The organism is Streptomyces sp. MAR4 CNX-425 (genome assembly GCF_048656465.1).
Lineage (GTDB): Bacteria > Actinomycetota > Actinomycetes > Streptomycetales > Streptomycetaceae > Streptomyces.
The window spans coordinates 857,037-876,815 of the sequence record NZ_JBMDLF010000001.1 but is presented as its reverse complement, the minus strand read 5'-3'; the positions used below and the strand labels follow the sequence as shown (position 1 = coordinate 876,815).

The window sequence follows — 19,779 nt, the reverse complement described above, 5'->3', positions numbered from 1 at the left end:
GCCGGGACCCGAAGGGCGCCGCGCGTGCCCGGCGCCCGGGGGCTTTCTCCGGGAAAGGGCGTAACCCGGGCTTCGCTTCGCGGCGCTATCCACCGCAACGGCGTTTTTCTCGCACGGGCATGTGATTTTTCCGCCGCCCGGCCGGGGCGACGCGGGCGCTACGCTCCCGGCTCGGTCTCGTGCTCGGGCTCCGGTTCCGGGTCCGCCGCCGTGGGCTTTCCGTCGAAGCGCTCCCGTGCCCACGACCGCAGCGCCGCACCGGAGCTGAACTTTCCTATGTTCGTGTCGATCGGCGACGACGTGTACTGGTGGAAGCGCCACTTCGCCTGGATGTCCGGGTTGCCCGGGTCGCCGTTGTACTGGGCGATCCACAGGCCGTCGCCGGCGTAGCTGGTGGTGTCGCGGTTGAGCCAGAAGTCGCGGTTGCAGTAGAGCAGCACCTTGTGGCGCGGCCGGAGCCGCTTGACCTCGCGGATGAACGCGTCCTTCTCTCCGTTGCTCGCGGCCGTGCCGTCGCTCGTGTGTTCCCAGTCGCAGGCGAGCATGTCGCCCGGTTTCTCCTTCGCCTTGTCGACGAAGTACTTCGCCTGCGCCTTGATGTTGCCCGGCCAGAGGAAGTGGTAGAACCCCAGCACCAGGCCCGCCTCGCGGCCGTGTGCGGCCTGGGCGCCCTGCTTGGGGTTGACGTAGCTGCGGCCTTCCGACGCCTTGACGAAGACGAAGTTCATGCCTCGCGTGGGGTAGTTGCTCGACTGGTGCGAGCTGACGTCGATGCCCTTGATGGTCAACGTTCGTCCCTTCGAGTGGGGGGCGGGACGGGATGGTGGCCGGTTCCCTTGTACTTTCCCTTTCATCCCCGGTACGGGTGCCGCGCAAGCGCCGCCGTGGAATGTTGCATTGCCGGAGTGCGCCGGGGAGCCGGGGGTGGTTCGGGGGGCCGCCGGGCGGGCATCTCACCGGCAGGAAGGCCGCTTTACCGGGTGGCCGCGGATCGGGGGATCTGATGGTGAATCTCTACATCTCCGTTTTACGTACCGTGGTTCCGCTGCTCGTCGGCTGGGTCGTGACCGCGGTCGGCGCCTTCGGCGTGGACGCCGACTCGACGGCCGTGACGGCCGGCGTCGGCGCGCTCGTCACCGCCGTGTACTACGCGGTGTTCCGGGCGCTGGAGGAGTGGGCGGCGAAGCAGGAGTGGAAGCCGCTGCGGCTGGTCGCCGGGGTGCTGCTGGGCTGGGCCCGGCCGCCGGAGTACCCCGCGCGGGCGGCGGCGGGCGCGTCCGCCCCGGCCGCCGTCCCGCCGCCCGATGCCGCGCCGGGGCGGCCCGCGTGAGCGGGGCGGACTGGGTCTGGGGCGGGCTGCTCGCCGTCGGCGCCGTGGTGGAGATCGTCGCGCTGCGGACGCCGCGGGAGGGTGACACCCTGTCGGAGCGCACCCGGGACTGGTTCCGGGTGCGTACGCCCCTGGGCAAGGCGGTGTTCGTCGCGGCCTGGGTCGGCTTCGCCGGGTGGTTCCTCGTCCACATCGCCTGGTGAGGGCCCCGCCCGCCCGTGCGCTACGGTGACGTGCGGGAGGGATCACATGAAGCTCACCGTGCTCGGCGGCCGCGGTGCCTGGCCCACCGCGGACGCCGCGTGCAGCGGCTACCTCGTGGAGCACGGCGGCCACCGGCTGCTGGTCGACCCCGGCTACGCGGTGTTCCCCCAGCTGCTGCGGCACCTGCGCCCCGGCGACGTCGACGCCGTCCTCGTCACCCACGGGCACCCCGACCACTGCGCCGACCTCAACCCCCTCCTGCGCGCCCGCGCGCTCGCCGACCCGCCGTCGCCACCGCTTCCGCTGTACGCCCCGGCGGGCGCGCTCGACGCGGTGCTGGCGCTGGACCGGCCGGGGATGCTGCGGGGCGCGTACGAGCTGCGCGCGTTCGATCCGGAGACGGAGCCGGAGTTCGCCACCGGCCCGTTCCGCGTCGGCACCCGGGCGCTGCCGCACCACGTGACCAACGCCGGGCTGCGGCTGACGGCGGGCGGCCGCGTCCTCGCCTACACCGGCGACACCGGCCCGACCCCCGCCCTCGCCGAACTCGCCGGCGCCGCCGACCTGTTCCTCGCCGAGGCGACGTACCCGGAGGAGGTGCCGGCCGAGGACGCGCCGTACCTGTCCAGCGCCCGCCAGGCCGGCGAGCACGCGGCCCGCGCGGGCGCGGAGCGGCTGCTGCTCACGCACGTGTGGCCGGAGGCCGACCCGGCCGCGGCCCTCGCCGCCGCCCGGCGCGGGTACGACGGGGCGACGGAGGTCGCGCGGCCGGGGACGGTGGTGGAGGTGGGAACGGGCTGAGGAACGCCCGTCCCCTGCGTCCCGTCCGCTGCGTCCCGTCCCCTGCGTCCCGTTCCCCCCGTCCCGTTCCCCCTACGTCCCCGCCTCCCGGGCCGCCGCCGCCAGCGCCGCCGCCGCCCGGTCCACGTCCTCCGGCCCCGTCCGCCAGTTGCTGAACGCCGCCCGCAGCCCGGGCGTCCCCCCGTACACCGTCGGCGTCACGACCACCTCCCCGCCCGCCGCGGCCGCCTCCGCCACCGCCGCGACCCGCTCCCGCGTCGGCGCGTCCGCCAGGGTGAAGCACACGACGTTCAGCCGCACCGGCGCCAGCAGCCGCAGCGCGTCCCCGCTCGCGACCCGCTCGCCGAACCGCCGCGCCAGCGCGATGTTCCGCTCCACCACCTCCCGGTGCCCCGCCCGCCCGTACGCCGCCAGCGTCAGCCACGCGGGCAGGGCGCGCAGCCGGCGGGAGTTCTCCGGCGTCAGGTGGACGAAGTCCGGGTCGGTGCCGTCCGGTGGCGCCAGGTAGGCGGCGGCGTTGCGGAAGACCCGCACCTGGAGGTCGCGGCGGCGGGTGAACTGCACCGCCGCGTCGTACGGGACGTTCAGCCACTTGTGCAGGTCCACGCAGACCGAGTCGGCCTCGTCCAGCCCGGCCACCAGGTGCGCGTGCGCCGGCGAGAGCGCCGCGAACGCGCCGAACGCGGCGTCCACGTGCAGCCAGAACGGGTACCGCGCGCGCAGCGCGGCGATGGCGCGCAGGTCGTCGAAGTCGACGGTGTTGACCGTCCCGCTGTTCGCCACGACGACCGCGGGCCGCCCGTCCAGCTCCGCGAGCGCGGCGGCCAGCCCGTCGACGTCCACGGCCTCGCGGCCGGGGAGCAGCGGCAGTTCGCGCAGCGCGCCGCGGCCGAGGCCGAGGAGCGACAGCGCCTTGGTGACGCTGGAGTGCGCCGCGCCCGACAGCACGGTGACCTCGCCCAGCGCCGCCGCCCCGGCGTCGGCGACGGAGACGCCGAGCCGTTCGCCCAGCCACTCCCGGGCCACGGCGAGCCCGGTGGCGTTCGACATGGTGGCCCCGGACACGAGCGCGCCGGTGTGCTCCGGCCCCAGCCCGAACAGCTCGCGCAGCCAGCCGATCGTCTCCCGCTCCAGGTCGGCGGCCGCGGAGTCGCCGTCGGAGACCACGTTCTGGTCGTACGTGCCGACCAGCCAGTCGCCCGCCACCGCCGCCGGCGTCGCGCCGCCGGTGACGAACCCGAGGTAGCGCGGCCCCGCGCTGCCCGAGAGGCCCCGTTCCCAGCGCTCGCCGAAGCGCGCGAGCGCGGCGGCGCCGCCGGCGCCGTCCTCGGGCAGCGGCTCGGCCGGGGTGGTGGCGTGCGGCGCGGGGGCGGCGACCGGGCGGTCGGCGAGCCCGCGGAGGGCGGCCACGGCGCGGTCGCGGGCGGCGTCGAGGAGCTGGTCGAAGCGGTCGAGGTCGGCGGCGAGCGCTGGGTGCACGGGTGGCTCCGTAACGTACGAAGGGAAGACGGTCACGCGACGCGTACGCTACGGTCCCGCCCCGCGCAGGTCCGGGGCCACTCGCACCCCACTGGACCGCCCGGCCCCGGCCCGCCCCCGGCGCCCCGGGGCCGGGGAAGGGGCCGAAGGGCCTCGACCCGGGGGCGGTCCACTCCCTAACCTACTGGCCAGTTGTCAACCGGATGGCGGAGGTCCCGATGGACGCGAAGCGCTGGGCGGCACCCGTGCTCGCCGTGCTGCTGGTGGCCGTGGCCGTCGGCTGGGGCGCGGTGTCGCGGTCCGACGACGGCGACACCGTCGACGACGCCGTACGGGACCAGGCCCCCGGCCGCTCCCGGCTCGCCTCGCCCGACCCGCTCCCGTCCGGCTCCGAGCAGGCGGGGCAGAGCGGCGGCGACGGCGGCGCCGCGCCGCGGGAGCCGCAGGACGTGCTCTACCTCGGCGACTCCCTCGCCATGGAGGCGCAGGACATCCTCGGCGCCCGGCTGGAGCGCTCCGCCCGCGTCGACTCGTACACCAGCGAACCGGTCGCCGGCGTGACCGTCTGCGACTACCTCCAGGGCCGCCCCGGGCGCTCGCTCGTGAAGGCCGGGAACAAGGCCGCGGCGCTGGTGAAGGAGCGCGAACCGGGCGTGATCGTGCTGCAGTTCTGGGGCAACACCTGGGGCTACACGCCCTGCATGGAGGGCGTCGAGTGGGGGACGCCCGAGTACTACGAGCGCTACGCCGCCGACCTGCGCGCTCTCACCAGCCAGGTCGCCGCCGCCGCGCGCGAGGCGGACGTGCCGCGGCCCCGGCTCGTGTGGGTGCAGCAGCCGCCGGACGCGCTGCACCCGGACCGGATCGACCGGGTCAACGCGCTCTACGAGCAGCAGGCCGACGCCTCCGGCGACCTGCTGGCCGACGGCGGCCGCGAACTGCGCGACGACGACGGGCGGTGGACGCAGTACCTCCCGTGCAACGAGCACGAGCGGAACACCGACGGCCTCTGCACCGGCCCCGGCGGCACCGCGCAGCTGCACCGCGACGACGACCCGCTGCACTTCTGCCTCGCCCCCACCCCGGAGGGCGGGCGGCCGTGCCCGGCGAAGTCGCCGGGGCTGGAGCGCTACAGCCGCGCGGTCGCGGCGGAGGTGGACGACTACCTGCGCGGCTGACCCCCGGGCGGCCGCCTCAGTCGGAGGCCGGGGCCGAGTTCGGGGCCGGGGCCGGGTTCGCCGGCGGGGCCGCGGCCGGTGCCGTCGGGTGCGGGCGCGGCCTGCGCACCAGGTACGCGGCGCCCAGCCCGGCGGCGAACAGCGCCAGCACCGACACACCCGTCGCCAGCCACCCCGCGCCCAGCCAGCGGCTGCCGAAGTACCCCAGCGTCACGCCGTACGCGGCCCACAGCAGCCCCGCGAGCGCGGACCACGGCAGGAACTCCCGTACCCGCCGGTGCATCGCGCCCGCGCCCAGGCTCACCAGGCTGCGCCCCGCGGGCGCGAACCGGGCCAGCACGACGATCCCGCCGCCGCGCCGGCCGTGGAGGTGGTGGCCGAGGCGCTCCTGCGCGCGGGCCAGGTAGCGGGAGTTGGCGAACCTGTCGCGGCCCCTGCTGGCCAGCCGGAACGCGAGCATGTCGCCGAGCACGGAGGCGGTCGCGGCGCAGAGCATCAGGGCGAGCAGCTCGGCGAGGTGGCCGGCGGCGGGCAGGGTGGCGCCGTTGCGTACGGCGTCGGCGGCGGTGGTGGTGCCGGCCGCGGCGGTGGCGGCCATTATGACCAGCGCGCCGCTGGGCAGCAGCGGGAGGAAGACGTCGAGGAGGACCGAGGTGGCAACGATCGCGTACATCCACGGGGTACCGCTCAGTGACCCCACAAACTCCACGGTTCCCCGTTCCCCGTCTTTCCCCGGCAGTCACACCCGGGCCGTCTGCCACGGACGACTGCGCCGGGCGGGTCACAGCGTACGCCTGGCGCATCGGGGGAAATCGCTCGGGGGGATCAGATGTAATCTGCGTCACTCCTGAGCGGTCGGTCACCCGCCGTCACGCGCGCTACGCGCCCCGGCCGCGCCCGGGTCCGGGGAATTGGCCGCCGGGCGGGCCCTTTTCCACCGCCGCCGCGTCCGGCGCCTCGGCGTCCGACCCGCACAGCTCCGCCGACAGCTGCTCGACCAGGTCCGTCAGGTCCGTCGGCCGGTCCGGCGTCCACCAGTCGCCCAGCAGCTCCGCGAGCTCCGCCCGCCGCGCCGCCGCCAGCCGCTCCGCGAGCCGCGTCCCCTCCGCCGTACACACCAGCGGCAGCCCCTCGCGCCGCACGAGCCCCCGCTCCTCCAGCTCCCGCGCCGCGGCGGAGACCACCCGCAGCGGCAGGCCGGTGGACTCCGCCAGCGCCACCGGCTCGGTGTCCGCGTACCGCCGGACGCGCAGCAGCAGCCAGCTCGACGCCGGCCGCAGGTCGAGCCCGGCCCGCCGGGTGATGTCCGCGTACAGCTCCCGCCGCCCCTCCCGGGTGCTGAGCGCGCTCAGCGCGCGGCACACCTCGTCGCGGGGCGAGCGCTCCACGGGGTTGGTCGCCACCGTCTCGCTGCCGTCCGGCACGGTGACGGTCCCGCGCAGCGGGTCCTCGCGCAGGAACAGCGCGACGACGAACGCGACCAGCGCGACGGGCGCGGCGTAGAGGAAGACGTCGGTGATCGACGTCGCGTACGCGTCCACCACCCGCGGCCGCAGCGAGGCCGGCAGCCGGGCGAGGGAGCGGGGGTCGGACTCCAGCGTGTCGAGGCTCAGGCCCGGCGGCAGCGGCACGCCGCTCAGCCCGTCCTCCAGCTTGTGGCGCAGCCGGCCGGTGAAGACCGTGCCGAAGACGGCGACGCCGAAGGAGGCGCCGATGGAGCGGAAGAAGGTGGCGCCGGAGGTGGCGACGCCCAGGTCGCGGTACGGCACGGCGTTCTGCACGGCCAGCACGAGCACCTGGATGACCAGGCCGAGGCCGAAGCCGAAGACGAAGAAGTACGTGCTCAGCTCCCAGGTGTCCGTGTCCGCGCGCATGCGGTGCAGGAGGAGCAGGCCGACGGTGGTGACGGCGGTGCCCAGCACCGGGAAGACCTTCCAGCGGCCGGTGCGGCTGATGAGCTGGCCGGAGCCGGTGGAGGCGAGGAGCACCCCGGCGACCATCGGCAGCATGTGCAGGCCGGAGGTGGTCGGGGACACGTCGCGGACGACCTGGAGGAAGGTCGGCAGGTACGTCATCGCGCCGAACATCGCGAAGCCGACGACGAACCCGATCACCGAGCAGAGCGTGAACGTGCGGATGCCGAAGAGCTTCAGCGGGATGACGGGCTCCGCCGCCCGCCGCTCCACCCGCACGAACGCGGTGAGCAGCGCGACCGCCAGCAGCCCGGTGGCGGCGACCGGCCAGGAGCCCCACGCCCAGGTCGTACCGCCGAGGGAGGTGACGCCGACGAGGCAGATCGCGACGGAGGCGATGAGGGCGGTGCCGAGGTAGTCGATGCGGTGGCGGGTGGCGCGGCGGGGGAGGTGCAGGACGACGGCGATGACCGCGAGCGCGCCGAGGCCGATGGGCAGGTTGATGTAGAACACCCAGCGCCAGCTGAGGTGCTGGGTGAAGACGCCGCCGAGGAGCGGGCCGAGGACGCTGGTGGCGCCGAAGACCGCGCCGAACAGGCCCTGGTAGCGGCCGCGTTCGCGGGGCGGGACGATGTCGCCGACGATGGCCATCGCCAGCGACATCAGGCCGCCGCCGCCCACGCCCTGAAGCGCGCGGAAGCCGATGAGCTGGCCCATGTCCTGCGCGACACCGCAGAGCGCGGAGCCGGCGAGGAAGATGACGATCGCCGTCTGGAAGAGCTTTTTCCGGCCGTACTGGTCGCCCAGCTTGCCCCAGAGCGGGGTGCCCGCGGTGGCGGCGAGGAGGTACGCCGTGACCACCCACGACAGGTGCTCCATGCCGCCGAGGTCGCTGACGATGGTGGGCAGGGCGGTGGCGACGATGGTCTGGTCGAGGGCGGCCAGGAGCATGCCGGACAGCAGCGCGCCCATGGAGAGGAGCACGGTGCGGCGGGGGAGGCCCTGGCCGGGCACCCCGGCCGCGGGCGGGGCGCTGGCGCCCTGGGACATGCGCGGCTCCCCTCGGCGGGCGGGCGTGGGCGACGCTCGTTTGCCTCATAGTCGCCCGGATACGCCGATACGGCCCGCCGGGGCGGTCCGCCCGGGCCGGATGGGGCCGGGGTGCGGTGCGCGGGGTGCCGCGGGGTCTGCATAATCGCCTGCATCCCAGAGGAGGGGAAGCACGGTGATACCTCGCGCATGCGATACGTGCGGTGAGCCGCCCCAGGAACAGGGCGGGCAGGGTTGTGCCTGCGGCGCGGCGGGGGCGCCGGGGCGGGAGAGGCGGTTGGTGCGGCCGTACGTCATGCAGGCGCCGGGTCCGGTGCACCCGCGGGAGCGGGAGGAGGCGGCGGCGGAGGCGGGGGACGGGCTGCCGGTGCCGTACGGGGAGGCGCCGGTGCGCCCGGACGGCGCGGACGGCGCGGACACGTGGGCGGTGGACGGGGAGTACGTCGGCGCGTGGAGCGGCGACGCCGTGGACGCGCGGGCCGTGGACACGCAGGCTCTGGACACGCAGGCTCTGGACGCGCAAGCCCTGGACGCAGCGGCCCCGGGCACGCATCCCGTCGGTGCGGCACCCGGCGGGCCCGCGGACGCCGACCTGGGCCTCTTCGCCGACGACCGCGCCGCGCGGGACCCGTACGACACGGGCGGCCTCCGCCACCGGCACCGGCCGCCGGACCACCCCCGCCACCCCCGTGCCGTGCGCCGGCGCCGCCGGATGGCCCTCGTCCTCACGGTCGGCGGCGTCGTGGCGGCGCTCAGCGTCGGGCTCCTCGGCTCCGGGCTGTTCACGGACGACGGGGGCGGGGACCGCGCCGTACCGCGGCCGGACACGATCACCGCCGTACCCACCGGCGGCGGCACGAAGCCGGCCCCCGAGGAGTCGCACGGCGACGGCACGTCCGCCTCCCCCGAGGACGGCGACGGCGAGGGCGACGGCGACGGCGCCGGGCCCAGCGCGACCGCCTCCGGCAGCCCCGGCACCGGGGCGGACGACCCGGGCGCGGAGACCACCCGGCGCAGCGAGGCCGGTCAGGTCACCGCCGCCCCGCCCGCCGCGGACCCCACCGACGCGGACGACCCCACCTCCGGCACCACCCCCGGCGGCCGCGACGAGCCCGCCCCGCCCCCGACCCTGCGCGAGGGCGACAGCGGCGACGAGGTCGTCGAGCTGCAGAAGCGCCTCAACGAGGCCGGCTACGACCGCTTCTTTCGTGATCCCGAAGGCGAGTACGGCTTCATCACCCGGGAGGAGGTCGAGGACTTCCAGCAGAGCGAAGACATCGAGGGCGACGAACCCGGTGTCTACGGTCCGGCGACCCGCCGCGCCCTGGAGTCGATGACGAAGGAGCCGTGAGGCGCCGGCCGGCTGCGCCGTGCCCGGCCGGGGGCGCGCGGGCGGGCGCGCTCGCCGCACGCGCCGACGAGGCTCGGCACGTCGAAGGGCTCGCGGTCCGCGGCGCCGAACCCGGCAGTCAGGCCGCGCGGCGCCGGCGCCGACCCGGGCCCGCGGACGGCCCGTACCGCCTCCGGCGGACGCCGAAGCGCCGCCCGGCCCGGCGGCGCGGAGAAAGCCGGCGTCCGGATGTCGAGAACGGCAACGCGGCTCCGTCCCCGGGGCGGACGCGGCCAGCGGGGCCGCGTCACGTACCGGAAGGACCGCCGCCATGGCCACCGCCGCAGACCTCGACCGCGCCACCGACTCGCAGTGGGACTGGGTCGCCGAGCACGCCCGCACCTACCTCGCCTCGGGCGGCACCGAAGGCCACGAGCGCGACGGCGTACGGACCCTGGTGCTCGCCACCACCGGACGCCGGACCGGCACGCCGCGCCGCACCTGCCTGATCTACGGGACGTCGGGCGGCTCGTACGTCGTCGTCGCCTCGAAGGGCGGCGCCGACGCGGATCCGGCGTGGTGCACGAACCTCGTCGCCGAGCCGCGCGTCGGGGTGCAGGCCGGCACCCGGCGGTTCACCGCGCGTGCGCGGGTCGCGTCGGCGGCCGAGCGCGCGCCCCTGTGGGAGCAGATGGTGGACATCTTCCCGCTCTACGCCGAGTACGCGGAGCAGACGGCCCGCGAGATCCCCGTCGTCCTGCTCACGCCGCTGGACGGGCCGCCGGCCGGCCGGTAGCCGCCGGGGGCCTCCTCAGGCGTGCCCCGTCTCGAACGCCTGGGCGACGGCGAGGCTGTCCTCGTAGACGTGGTGCCGGGTGACCAGGCCGTCTTCGACGGTGAGCCGAAGAGCGAACCGGGCACGGTACGCGCGCCCCGTGGACCGGGCGGTCTGGCGGATCTCGCCGAGCACGACCGCGTCGTCGCCGTCGACGAGGAGGTGCTCCACGGTGGTCGCCGCGGCTTCCGGCACGTGGTGCTCGGCGATCTCGCGGAAGTGGGCGGCGGCGTCGGCCCGGGTGGACCGGTGCCGGATCCACGGCGTCGCGGGGCGGCCGTGTTCGGCGTCCGGCCAATTCAGCTTCCAGTCGCCGTGCTCGGCGTACAGCTCGGCGATGTGCTCGGGGTCCCCGCCGCCGATCCTCCGCAGCAGTTCCTCGACAACGGCGCGCGTGTCCATGGGGTCTCTCCGTCCTGGCACCCGCGCCACTCGTCGGCGCGGCGGGATACGCATGGTCACCCGGGGGGCCGGGCCGGGGCGATTACCTCCGGCGTAAGGCGGGCGCCCCGGGCGCGGCTCGCCCGCGGGCCGGACCCGCCCGGCGCCGGTATCGCCGCGCCGCCCGTCAGGCACGTCGGGTTACTCGCGCAGGTCGGCGTCCACCGCGGGCTGCGCGTCACCGCTGTCCGCGGCCAGGCCGGCGAGCAGGCGCAGCCCGTCCTCCGCCGGGCTGCCGGGGGCCGCCGACAGCACCAGCAGCTCCATGCCGGACTGGTCCGGCAGCGCGAAGTTCTCCTGGTGCAGTTCGAGAAGCCCGACCAGCGGGTGCCGGTAGACCTTGCGCCCGTGGGTGCGGGCGCGTACGTCGGCGCGCGCCCAGAGGCGGCGGAAGCGCTCGCTGCCCATGGCCAGTTCGCCGACGAGCGAGGCCAGCCGGGGGTCCTCGGGGTACTTGCCGGCGGCCAGGCGGAGGTGCCCGACCACGTCGAGGGTGCAGCCCTCCCAGTCCGCGTACAGGCCGCGCTCGGACTCTTCGAGGAAGATGTGCCGGGCGGTGTTCAGCCCCGGCATCGGCCGGCCCAGGAGAACCCTGGCGAGGCGGTTCCCGGCGAGCACGTCCAGGCGGTGGTCCACGATCATCGCGGGCGCGTCCGCGACCAGGTCGAGGACGCGCATCAGCTCCGGCCGGACCCGCCCCACCGGCGCCTTCGTGCGGCGGCGGCGCTGCCGGGCGAGCCGGTCGAGGTGCCCGCGTTCGGTCTCGTCCAGGCCGAGGACGCGGGCGAGCGCGTCGAGGACCTGCTCGGAGGGCTGGGTCGCGCGGCCCTGCTCCAGCCGTACGTAGTAGTCGACGCTGACCCCGGACAGGTGCGCGACCTCCTCGCGGCGCAGCCCCGGGACCCGGCGGCGGCGGCCGGTGGGGATGCCGGCGGCGGCCGGGTCGACCCGGGCACGCCGCGTCCGGAGAAAGCCGGCGAGATCGTCCATGCCCCCAGTATCGCCCCGGTGGTGGACGGTGAGGGTGGCCCTGCCGTTACCAGGAAGTCCGGTTCGACGGACGAAGCGTCCCTGAACGCCGGGCGCCGCAACGACCAGGATCGAAGGCGTCCGATCCGCATACGACCGTAGGAGTTCTCATGAAGGCGCTGATCGTCTACGCCCACCCGGAGCCGAAGTCTCTCAACGGCTCGCTGAAGGATCTCGCGGTGTCCACGCTGGAGCGCGCCGGGCACGAGGTACGGGTGAGCGATCTGTACGCGATGAACTGGAAGGCGGCCGTGGACGCCGCGGACTTCGGCACCGGCGCCGCAGACCGGCTGCGGGTCGCCCGGGACTCCGGCCGGGCCTTCGACACCGGCGCCCTCACCCCGGACGTCCGCGCCGAGCAGGAGAAGCTGCTGTGGGCGGACATGATCGTCTTCCAGTTCCCGCTGTGGTGGTACACCATGCCCGCGATCCTCAAAGGCTGGGTGGACCGGGTGTTCACGTACCACTTCGCGTACGGCGTCGGCGAGCACAGCGACACCAAGTACGGCGAGCGCTTCGGCGAAGGCACCCTCGCGGGCAGGAAGGCCCTGCTGTCCGTGACCGTCGGGGGCCCGGAGTCGCACTACTCCGCCCGCGGCATCAACGGCCCCATCGACGACGTGCTGTTCCCCATCCAGCACGGCATCCTCTACTACCCGGGCATCGAGGTGCTGCCCCCGTTCGTGCTGTACGGCACCGACCGGACGACCGCCGAGGACTACCCGGACGTCGCCAAGGCGTGGGAGCAGCGCCTGCTCACCCTGGAGTCGACCGAGCCGATCGCGTTCCGGCGGCAGAACTTCGGCGACTACGAGATCCCCTCGCTGCACCTGAAGGAGGGGCGGGAGCCGGCGGGCCGCTCGGGTTTCGGGCTGCACGTGCGCGGCTAGAGCGGCGGCCGCTTGGCGTGGCGGAAGCGGTTTTGTATCGTGTAGAAACAAACGCGGTTGGCGCGATTCTCGAACCCTGGGGGTTACGTATGGGCAGGCCCACGGACATAGGTGTCTTCAAGGCACTGCTCCTCGACATGGACGGTACCCTCCTCAACTCCGACGCCGTCGTGGAGCGCATCTGGCGCCGCTGGGCCACCGAGAACGGCAAGGACGCCGACGAGATCCTGCGCCACGCCCACGGGCGGCAGGCGCACGCCACCATGGCGCACCTCTTCCCCGACCGCCCCGTCGAGCAGAACCTCGCCGACAACGCCCGCATGCTCGCCTGGGAGACCGCCGACACCGAGGGCATCGTGCCCGTACCCGGTGCGCCGGAGTTCCTGGCGGGCCTGGCCGGGCTGCCGCACGCGCTCGTCACGTCCGCCGACCGGGGGCTTTCCCAGGCCCGGATGGCCGCCGCCGGGCTGCCGGTGCCGGCGATCTCCATCACCGCCGAGTGCGTGAGCGCCAGCAAGCCCGACCCGGAGGGGTTCCTCAAGGGCGCCGCCGACCTCGGCTTCGCACCGGCGGACTGCGTCGTCTTCGAGGATGCGGCGGCGGGCATCGCGGCGGCCCGGGCGGCCGGGATGCGGGTCGTGGGCGTCGGCCCGCGGGCGGCGGGGGAGGGGACGGACGCGCACGTGGAGACGCTGGCGGGGGTACGGGTCCGGCCGCTGGGCGGCGGCGCGCTGCGGCTGGCGGTCGCGTAAGGAGGGACGGCGGGGCAGCGGGTCCGGGCGACGAGGGGGAGGGACCGGGCAGCGAGGCGCGGGGCCGGGCGACGAGGCGGCGGTGGGCGGTCGAATCCCCAGGTCAGGCGGCCGTGCCGACCTGATCGTCAGTGGGGCGGCCTACCCTGGGGCGGGGGTGCGGGGAAGCTGTGGAGCTGTCGCGAACGAAGAGACGGGGACGGCGACGGGGATGGGGATGGGGCCTGCCGGGGCTTGCCCGACAGGCCCGGACGGTGGGGAGCGGGCTATCCGGTGATCGCCTCGTAGATGCTGAACCCCGCCAGCACCAGCATCACCCCCGCCGCCACCTTCGTGATCAGCTTCAGCGGCACGTACCGCATCAGCGTCCGCCCGCCCACGATCCCGATCGCCGCCACCGCCCACAGCGCCAGCACCGCCCCGATGCCCACCGACAGCCAGTCGTCGTACCGCGCCGCCAGGTTCGCGGTCATGATCTGCGTCAGGTCGCCGAACTCCGCGACCAGGATCAGCATGAAGCCCGCCCCCGCCACCTTCAGGAAGGTCTGGTCGGCGGGGGTTCTGACCTCTTCCTCGTCGTCGTCCTTCTTCAGCAGCAGCACCAGCGCGCCCGCCAGGAACAGCGCGCCGACGATCGCCTGCACCGGCCGCTGGGGAAGCTGCGCCAGCAGGCTGCCGGCCGCGATGGCCAGGCTGACGTGGACGAGGAAGGCGGCGGCGACGCCGGCGAAGACGTAGGAGGCGCGGTAGCGGGTGCCGAGCATGAGGCCGGCGAGCGCGGTCTTGTCGGGCAGCTCGGCGAGGAAGACGACGCCGAAGACGATCGCGACGGTGCTGAGGCTGAGCAAGATCCCTACTCTCGGTCGGGCGCCGTACCGAGAGCGTAAGCACGTGGGCAGACCTCGGCACGGCAGCGTCTACGGAACGAAACGACACTGCGGCCGAAGGTCTCGCCGGCGCGGAGTCCCGGGACGGCCGTGGGACGGCCGTACGGTTCCGCGCTCCGGGCGCCGGCCCAGCGGGCTGGGCAGTATGTCGACGGCACCGGCTGAGGGCTACTCCCCTTCAGACGTCCCCGAGTGTAGGCGATGCACCCGTCCGCGGGCGACCAGCTCCAGCACCACCGCGACCGCCACCGCCTGCACCGCCATCAGCGCGACCAGCACGAAGAGCTGCACCGCCCCCGCCTCGACCGGCGAGGAGCCGCCGAGCAGCATGCCGACGTACGCGCCGGGCAGTGTGACGAGTCCCACGGTGCGGGTCTGGTCGAGGCCGGGGATCAGCGCGTCCGAGGCGGCGGGCCGGGCGATCTCCAGCCGGGCCTCGTGGTCCGGGAAGCCCAGCGCCAGCGCCGCCTCCACCTCCCCGTGCCGGGCGGCGAGTTCGTCGAGCGCGCGGCGGCCGGCGAGCACGGTGCCGGTGAGCGCGCCGCCGATGAGGATGCCGCTGACCGGGATGAGGGCGATGTCGTCGACCCCGACTAGGCCGGTGAGCAGCAGGGTGGCGACGACGGGGGCCACGCCGGCGGCGATGGGGGCGGCGGCCCAGCGCCAGGTGCGGTTGTGCGTGATGCGGTGGCCGGCGGTCCAGGCGGCGACGGCGAACATCAGGCCCACGAAGGCGAGGAGCAGGGGCACGGCGCGTACGACGTAGCCGATGACGACGGAGACGACGGCGAGTTGGAGGGCGGCGCGCAGGCCGGCGGTGGTGACGGCGCGCGCGTGTGGTGAGCCCCAGCGGGAGAAACGATCCTTCCCGCCCCCCTCGCCCGGCCCGCCGTTGCCGGTGCCCTGGCCGGGCCGCCGGTGCTCGTGTCCCTCGCCGAGCCGGGCCGCCGCCGCGACCGCGACGGCGGCCGCCAGCAGGGCTCCGAGCACCGCCGCGAGGGTGCCGTTGACGGGCAGCATCAGCCGAGAGTAGCCGGGCCGGGGGGCGGCGGCGCCGGGGGTGCGGGGAGGACGGACCCGCCCCGCGGTCTTGCGGGTGACATGGCCATGTCCTCAAGGTGTTACCTGGCGCCTGCAGAAACGACACTTCACGGCGCCAGCATCCACGTGCAAGCGCACAACACCCCCCATAGATCCGGGAGTTCGCATGTCCGGCTTTCCCTTGCCGCCAGCCTCGCGCCTGAAGGTCTACGCGCGTAACCTCGCGGTGCCGCTCGCCGCCGCCGCGCTGCTGCTGACCGCGGCACCCACCGCCCAGGCCGAACCGCCCACCCCGCCCGGCGCCGACACCGCCCTCGGCTACCTCGCCGGGATCACCACCGCGCCCGAAGGCTCCTCCGACGGCTACGACCGCGACCTCTTCCCGCACTGGAGCACCCAGTCCGGGGCCTGCAACACCCGCGAGGTCGTCCTCGAACGCGACGGCGACAACGTCGAGCAGGACAGCAGCTGCGCCGCGGTCAGCGGCTCCTGGTACTCCCCGTACGACGGCGAGACCTGGACCGCCGCCTCCGACGTCGACATCGACCACATGGTGCCCCTCGCCGAGGCCTGGCGCTCCGGCGCCGACGAGTGGAGCACCGACGAGCGCGAGCAGTTCGCCAACGACCTCGACGTCGCGCAGCTGCTCGCCGTGACCGACAACGTCAACCAGTCCAAGAGCGACCGCGACCCGGCGGAGTGGATGCCGCCGGCCACCGACTACCACTGCACCTACGCGAGCATGTGGGTGTGGGTCAAGCACACCTACGACCTGACCGCCGACGAGGCGGAGAAGTCGGCGCTGGAGACCACACTGTCCGGCTGCTGACGGCACGCGGGCGCGGCGCGGAACCCCGCGCCGCGCACCGCGGTCCGGGACCGCGGCCCCGCCCGCCGCGTTTGCGGCCGGCGATACCGGCTAGCCGCCCCGTATGACTGCGTGGCTGATCGTCATCCTGGTCGTGGCCGCCGTCGCACTCGCGGCCCTGGTACTCGTGCGCACCGGAGGAGGAATCCCCACCCCCGGCCTGCCCGGCGGGCAACGAGGGCTGCGGCGGCGCTTCGGCCCGGAGTACGACCGCACGGTCGAGGCCCACGACGGCGACCGCAGAGCCGCCGAGAAGGAACTGGCCGGGCGCGTACGGAAGTACGGCAAGCTGCGGCCCGTACGCCTCGACCCCGCGGCCCGCGAACGCTACGACGCCGAGTGGAGCCGCATCCAGGAGCACTTCGTCGACTCGCCCACCCGCGCCGCCGCCGAGGCCGACCAGCTCATCGCCCGCCTCGCCGCCGACCGCGGCTATCCGGCGCAGGAGTACGACGAGCGGGTCTCGGCCCTCTCCGTCCACCACCCCCGGCACGTCGCCGACTACCGCCGGCTGCACCGGATCGCCCAGCGCGACCCCGGCCGGGCGGGCGGAGAGCCGCCCACCGAGGAGGCCCGCACGGCGCTGCTGCGCACGCGCGAGCTCTACACCGAACTGGCCGACCGCCCGGCGGCCGCCTCCACCCCGCCCCCGAAGGAACCGGCCGCCCCCGGCTCCCCGGAGCCGCAGGAGCCGCCGCCCGACCGCGGACGCGGCGCGGGACGCCGGCTGGCCGGCCTCGTACACGCGCCGCGGGCGTTGCGCCGAGGCGACGGCGGGGGCGGGAGCGCGCGGTGAGGGACGCGGAGGCCGCGGGGCGGGAGAGCGGCGTGCACACGGAGGCGGAGCCGGATGCGCCGGGGGCGGGGGAGTCGGGCGGCGGGGCGGAGGGCGGTCGCGTGGAGGCGGATCCGGCGGCGGGCGGTCCGGCGGAGGGCGGTCCCGTGAAGGCCGATCCGGCGGCGGGCGGTCCGGCGGGAGCCGGTCCGGTGGGGGCGGATGCGGTGAGAGGTGATCCGGTGGCGAAGGCCCACCCGGCGGAGGCGCGTTCGGCGGAGACCGATCCGGTGGTGAAGGCCGATCCGGCGGAGACCGGTGCGAATGAGACCGATCCGGTGACGGCTGATCCGGTGAAGGACGGCCCGACGGAAGCCGACCCGTCGACGAGGAGCGGTCCCGCCACAACCGAGCCCGTGGCGAGCGCCGAGGGTGTGGCAGCCGACCCGGTGGCGGTCGCGGACCCCGTGGCCCCCGCGCCCGTAGCCCCGGCTACTGACCCCGAGCCAGCGGCACCGCTAGGGCCGGCCCCGGAGCAGGACCCGGCGCCCCCGCCTCCGTCCGCGCACGCACCCGTGCCCGCCGGCGAGCCCGCCGACTACGACGACACCGCGGACCACCACCTGCTCATGCCCCCGCCCGACCGGGACGAGTGGGGAGACCGGCTCCGCCGGGCGACCGGCCGCTTCGTCGACGACCCGCCGGGCGCCGTCGACGACGCCTGCGCCGTCCTCGACGACCTCGGCGAACGCGTCGCCGCGCTCCTCGCCGAGCGCCGCGACGCCTACCGCGCCACGACCCGCGAAGCCCGTACCACCGAGGCCGCCGAAGGCGCCGGGAACACGGAGACCGAGCGCCTGCGACTCACGTTCCGCGAATGCCGGGATCTCGCCGAGCGGCTGCTGAAGTTGTAGGACTCTGTCGCGGGCGCCCCGCGCCACCCCGTCCATCCCCGATCGGCGCCCGCGGCAGACACATCCCGAGCACCAACGGCAGATAGCACGACCGGCCTCGCAGCCACCGCCGCTCCGCAGACGATGAACCTCAGCCCAGGGTCGGCCGGATCCTCAGCCCTGGTCCGCCTGGCCCTCCGGGCTCGCCTGCTGGATCACCTCGAACGTCCACACTTCCGAGTCCGAGGCGGCCGGCCGCCGCTGCTCGCCGTCCCCGCCCGCGTCCCCGCGGTGCGCGGCCTTCATCGAGCCCTCCATCCAGGCCTGGAAGTCCTCCTCGCTGCGCCAGCGGGTGTAGACGAGATACCGGTCCGACCCCTCCAGGGGGCGCAGCAGCTCGAACCACTCGAAGCCGTCCGCGCTCTCCACCAGGCCGGCGCGCGCCGCGAAGCGCTTCTCCAGCACCTCCCGCTGCTCGGCGGGAACGGTCAGGGCGTTGATCTTCACCACGCTGGCCACAGGTCACCTCTCAGCCGACAGGACGCGCCCGCTCCGGAGCTGTACGCGCCGCTTCCGCCGCCAGCGTAAGCGCCCCAGCCCCGGCACCCCGGCGGGACCACCCCGAACGCCACGCCGGCCCGGCGCCGTACGCGGCCCACGCCCGCCGCGTACGAATACCCGAGCGGCTTCCAGACATAGGCACGGGTGCCGAACCCTCCTTGAACCCCTGGCTACGCCGTGTACTCCACCGACGTCAGTGCGGCCTCGCGCACGGAGCCGCAAGGCTCCCGGGGCAGCCGCGCCCTGAGCCACTCACCCGTCACGTCATCCGGCCGGAACACCTGGTCGGTGTCCGAGAAGCCGCTCGCAATCTGCGAGGTCGGGGCGGGTGCGCGCTGCACGTCGAGCGGCTGGCACACCCTGCGGCAGGAGTTCCTGACCTTCTGGTCGTTGCCCGCGCCGAAGGGCGTGGGGCACCGCCTGGAGTGGCCCGGGTGCACGCGCGGGCAATGAATTCGCCGCAACGCCCTTCGCGAAGTGGGGCGAATCGACCGTACGTCCCGACTTTCGCCCGTCGACGTGCGTGCGTCCGAGCCCAGGGTGCGGGCCGCGGCACTGACCGGCCCGGGCGCACGTAAGGAGCCACGAGCACGCGGCAGCCCTCCGTGTAGTTGAGCGAATCGTCACGTGCCTCGGCTTGCGCGCGCCGGCGTCCTGGCTGGCCGGCGCACATCGCCCACGAGTCTCGACTTTTGCGCGTCGGCGTGCGCGTGGTTGGGTCCAGGGGTGGGGGCCGGGAGATCTCCTGGACAGGTGCACATGAAGGCGCAGAACTCCCGGTAACTCCCTCCGCGAAGTGGGGCGAATCGCCCGCGCGTTCCGGCTTTTGTGCGTCGACGTGTGCGTGGGCGACCCAGGGGCGTGGGTCGCTGCCCTGGCCGGGCCTGGGTGCACGTGGGCGCGACGAACTCGCGGTGCCAGCCGATTCATCCACCCCGAGGTACAGGCTCGGACCTTCGCACCGCTGATCCTCTGCTCCGTTCTGACGCGCGGACACGCTGTCCCCGGCCTCGTGCCGAAGCAAGCTGCGGAGCGTTGGTATGCGGAATTCTCGGCCTGGTATCCGGTAGAGCAGGACACCCGCGGCTGGGACGACTCCCTGGGCTGGCTGCATGCCGTCGCACACGGGGCTGACGCTGCTGCCGCGTTCGCAAACGCCCTGCCCGACCGCCGCACGGAACTTCTTGAACTCTGTGCCCGCAGGATGACGGCCGCGCAGAGCGACTACCGATACGCGCAGTTGGAGGACGCGAGGCTTGCGCGAGCGCTCCTGCGCATCCTCCAGGCCCCCGGCCTGAACCGCGAGCAGGCCACCGGCTGGCTGACCGCGGTGGCGGAGGCCCTGGCCGGAGGAGGCCCCGGGCCCGTCCCGGTCTGGGCGTTCAACACGTTTGCCACCCTCCAGTCCCTCCACCTGCACCTGACTCGCGGCCTCGTGGACGAAGGCGTCCCGCCGCATGCCGAAGCGGTTGCCGCCCGTGCCGCCGATCTCCTTCGCCTTCCCTACTACTGGCTCGCCTGA

The 19,779-nt window shown here is 74.9% G+C and carries 21 protein-coding genes; 12 read left to right on the top strand and 9 right to left on the bottom strand.

The genetic code is table 11. From position 1 onward, the window contains the following. Nucleotides 1-158: 158 nt before the first annotated feature. Nucleotides 159-788 carry a GH25 family lysozyme gene (locus ACHZ99_RS03780; protein WP_420302854.1) on the bottom strand — a complete coding sequence of 210 codons (630 nt, stop codon included), beginning with the start codon at nucleotides 786-788 and terminating at the stop codon, nucleotides 159-161. A gap of 215 nt (nucleotides 789-1,003) precedes the next feature. On the opposite strand from ACHZ99_RS03780, the gene ACHZ99_RS03775 reads away from it, so the two are divergent. The 3 genes from ACHZ99_RS03775 to ACHZ99_RS03765 are packed head-to-tail and all read left to right on the top strand — an operon-like array spanning nucleotide 1,004 to nucleotide 2,335. Beyond that, complete coding sequence (locus ACHZ99_RS03775) at nucleotides 1,004-1,330, top strand: hypothetical protein (protein ID WP_420302853.1); 327 nt, start codon at nucleotides 1,004-1,006, stop codon at nucleotides 1,328-1,330. Then, entirely contained in the window at nucleotides 1,327-1,533 is a 207-nt protein-coding gene (locus ACHZ99_RS03770) for a hypothetical protein (protein ID WP_420302852.1), read from the top strand. The genes ACHZ99_RS03775 and ACHZ99_RS03770 overlap by 4 nt, the downstream gene beginning before the upstream one ends. A 46-nt stretch (nucleotides 1,534-1,579) precedes the next feature. Beyond that, on the top strand, nucleotides 1,580-2,335 hold the full coding sequence (locus tag ACHZ99_RS03765; protein ID WP_420302851.1) for an MBL fold metallo-hydrolase: 756 nt from the start codon (nucleotides 1,580-1,582) through the stop codon (nucleotides 2,333-2,335). A gap of 72 nt (nucleotides 2,336-2,407) precedes the next feature. Here ACHZ99_RS03765 and ACHZ99_RS03760 read toward each other — a convergent pair whose 3' ends face one another. Next, a complete protein-coding gene (locus ACHZ99_RS03760) occupies nucleotides 2,408-3,814 on the bottom strand; it encodes a pyridoxal phosphate-dependent decarboxylase family protein (protein WP_420302850.1) in 1,407 nt (468 codons plus the stop codon). Nucleotides 3,815-4,032: 218 nt separating this feature from the next. Here ACHZ99_RS03760 and ACHZ99_RS03755 point away from each other — a divergent pair, with 218 nt between their 5' ends. Beyond that, entirely contained in the window at nucleotides 4,033-4,992 is a 960-nt protein-coding gene (locus tag ACHZ99_RS03755; protein WP_420302849.1) for a hypothetical protein, read from the top strand. Nucleotides 4,993-5,008: 16 nt separating this feature from the next. Here the strand turns inward: ACHZ99_RS03755 and ACHZ99_RS03750 are convergent, their stop codons facing one another. Continuing rightward, nucleotides 5,009-5,665 carry a DedA family protein gene (locus ACHZ99_RS03750; RefSeq protein WP_420302848.1) on the bottom strand — a complete coding sequence of 219 codons (657 nt, stop codon included), beginning with the start codon at nucleotides 5,663-5,665 and terminating at the stop codon, nucleotides 5,009-5,011. 205 nt (nucleotides 5,666-5,870) lie between these two features. Further along, entirely contained in the window at nucleotides 5,871-7,955 is a 2,085-nt protein-coding gene (locus ACHZ99_RS03745) for a DHA2 family efflux MFS transporter permease subunit (RefSeq protein WP_420302847.1), read from the bottom strand. Nucleotides 7,956-8,235: 280 nt separating this feature from the next. Between ACHZ99_RS03745 and ACHZ99_RS03740 the strand changes: the two genes are divergently transcribed. Beyond that, nucleotides 8,236-9,306, top strand: coding sequence for a peptidoglycan-binding protein (locus tag ACHZ99_RS03740; RefSeq protein WP_420302846.1), 1,071 nt, complete (start codon nucleotides 8,236-8,238; stop codon nucleotides 9,304-9,306). Nucleotides 9,307-9,616: 310 nt separating this feature from the next. Continuing rightward, nucleotides 9,617-10,081 carry a nitroreductase family deazaflavin-dependent oxidoreductase gene (locus ACHZ99_RS03735; protein ID WP_420302845.1) on the top strand — a complete coding sequence of 155 codons (465 nt, stop codon included), beginning with the start codon at nucleotides 9,617-9,619 and terminating at the stop codon, nucleotides 10,079-10,081. Nucleotides 10,082-10,096: 15 nt separating this feature from the next. On the opposite strand, the gene ACHZ99_RS03730 is transcribed toward ACHZ99_RS03735, so the two are convergent. Continuing rightward, complete coding sequence (locus tag ACHZ99_RS03730; protein WP_420302844.1) at nucleotides 10,097-10,522, bottom strand: nuclear transport factor 2 family protein; 426 nt, start codon at nucleotides 10,520-10,522, stop codon at nucleotides 10,097-10,099. A gap of 180 nt (nucleotides 10,523-10,702) precedes the next feature. Then, on the bottom strand, nucleotides 10,703-11,551 hold the full coding sequence (locus ACHZ99_RS03725; RefSeq protein ID WP_420302843.1) for a helix-turn-helix transcriptional regulator: 849 nt from the start codon (nucleotides 11,549-11,551) through the stop codon (nucleotides 10,703-10,705). A gap of 149 nt (nucleotides 11,552-11,700) precedes the next feature. Here ACHZ99_RS03725 and ACHZ99_RS03720 point away from each other — a divergent pair, with 149 nt between their 5' ends. Both ACHZ99_RS03720 and ACHZ99_RS03715 read left to right on the top strand, forming a co-directional pair. Next, entirely contained in the window at nucleotides 11,701-12,480 is a 780-nt protein-coding gene (locus ACHZ99_RS03720; RefSeq protein ID WP_420302842.1) for an NAD(P)H-dependent oxidoreductase, read from the top strand. 89 nt (nucleotides 12,481-12,569) lie between these two features. After that, nucleotides 12,570-13,232 carry an HAD-IA family hydrolase gene (locus ACHZ99_RS03715; RefSeq protein WP_420302841.1) on the top strand — a complete coding sequence of 221 codons (663 nt, stop codon included), beginning with the start codon at nucleotides 12,570-12,572 and terminating at the stop codon, nucleotides 13,230-13,232. A 266-nt stretch (nucleotides 13,233-13,498) separates the two neighbouring features. On the opposite strand, the gene ACHZ99_RS03710 is transcribed toward ACHZ99_RS03715, so the two are convergent. Beyond that, nucleotides 13,499-14,080, bottom strand: coding sequence for a TMEM165/GDT1 family protein (locus tag ACHZ99_RS03710; RefSeq protein ID WP_420302840.1), 582 nt, complete (start codon nucleotides 14,078-14,080; stop codon nucleotides 13,499-13,501). Nucleotides 14,081-14,287: 207 nt separating this feature from the next. Beyond that, nucleotides 14,288-15,142, bottom strand: coding sequence for an ABC transporter permease (locus ACHZ99_RS03705; protein WP_420303196.1), 855 nt, complete (start codon nucleotides 15,140-15,142; stop codon nucleotides 14,288-14,290). Between the two features lie 184 nt (nucleotides 15,143-15,326). Here ACHZ99_RS03705 and ACHZ99_RS03700 point away from each other — a divergent pair, with 184 nt between their 5' ends. The 3 genes from ACHZ99_RS03700 (at nucleotide 15,327) to ACHZ99_RS03690 (ending at nucleotide 17,717) form a co-directional block, all read left to right on the top strand. Continuing rightward, a complete protein-coding gene (locus ACHZ99_RS03700; protein WP_420302839.1) occupies nucleotides 15,327-15,989 on the top strand; it encodes an HNH endonuclease family protein in 663 nt (220 codons plus the stop codon). A gap of 103 nt (nucleotides 15,990-16,092) precedes the next feature. Beyond that, nucleotides 16,093-16,824: a hypothetical protein gene (locus ACHZ99_RS03695; RefSeq protein WP_420302838.1), complete on the top strand. Its 732-nt coding sequence runs from the start codon at nucleotides 16,093-16,095 to the stop codon at nucleotides 16,822-16,824. 554 nt (nucleotides 16,825-17,378) lie between these two features. Then, complete coding sequence (locus tag ACHZ99_RS03690) at nucleotides 17,379-17,717, top strand: hypothetical protein (protein ID WP_420302837.1); 339 nt, start codon at nucleotides 17,379-17,381, stop codon at nucleotides 17,715-17,717. Nucleotides 17,718-17,870: 153 nt separating this feature from the next. On the opposite strand, the gene ACHZ99_RS03685 is transcribed toward ACHZ99_RS03690, so the two are convergent. After that, the gene (locus ACHZ99_RS03685) at nucleotides 17,871-18,215 is read right to left on the bottom strand and encodes an antibiotic biosynthesis monooxygenase family protein (RefSeq protein WP_420302836.1); all 345 of its coding nucleotides are present in this window, start codon (nucleotides 18,213-18,215) and stop codon (nucleotides 17,871-17,873) included. Nucleotides 18,216-19,053: 838 nt separating this feature from the next. Between ACHZ99_RS03685 and ACHZ99_RS03680 the strand changes: the two genes are divergently transcribed. After that, nucleotides 19,054-19,779, top strand: coding sequence for a DUF2785 domain-containing protein (locus ACHZ99_RS03680; protein ID WP_420302835.1), 726 nt, complete (start codon nucleotides 19,054-19,056; stop codon nucleotides 19,777-19,779).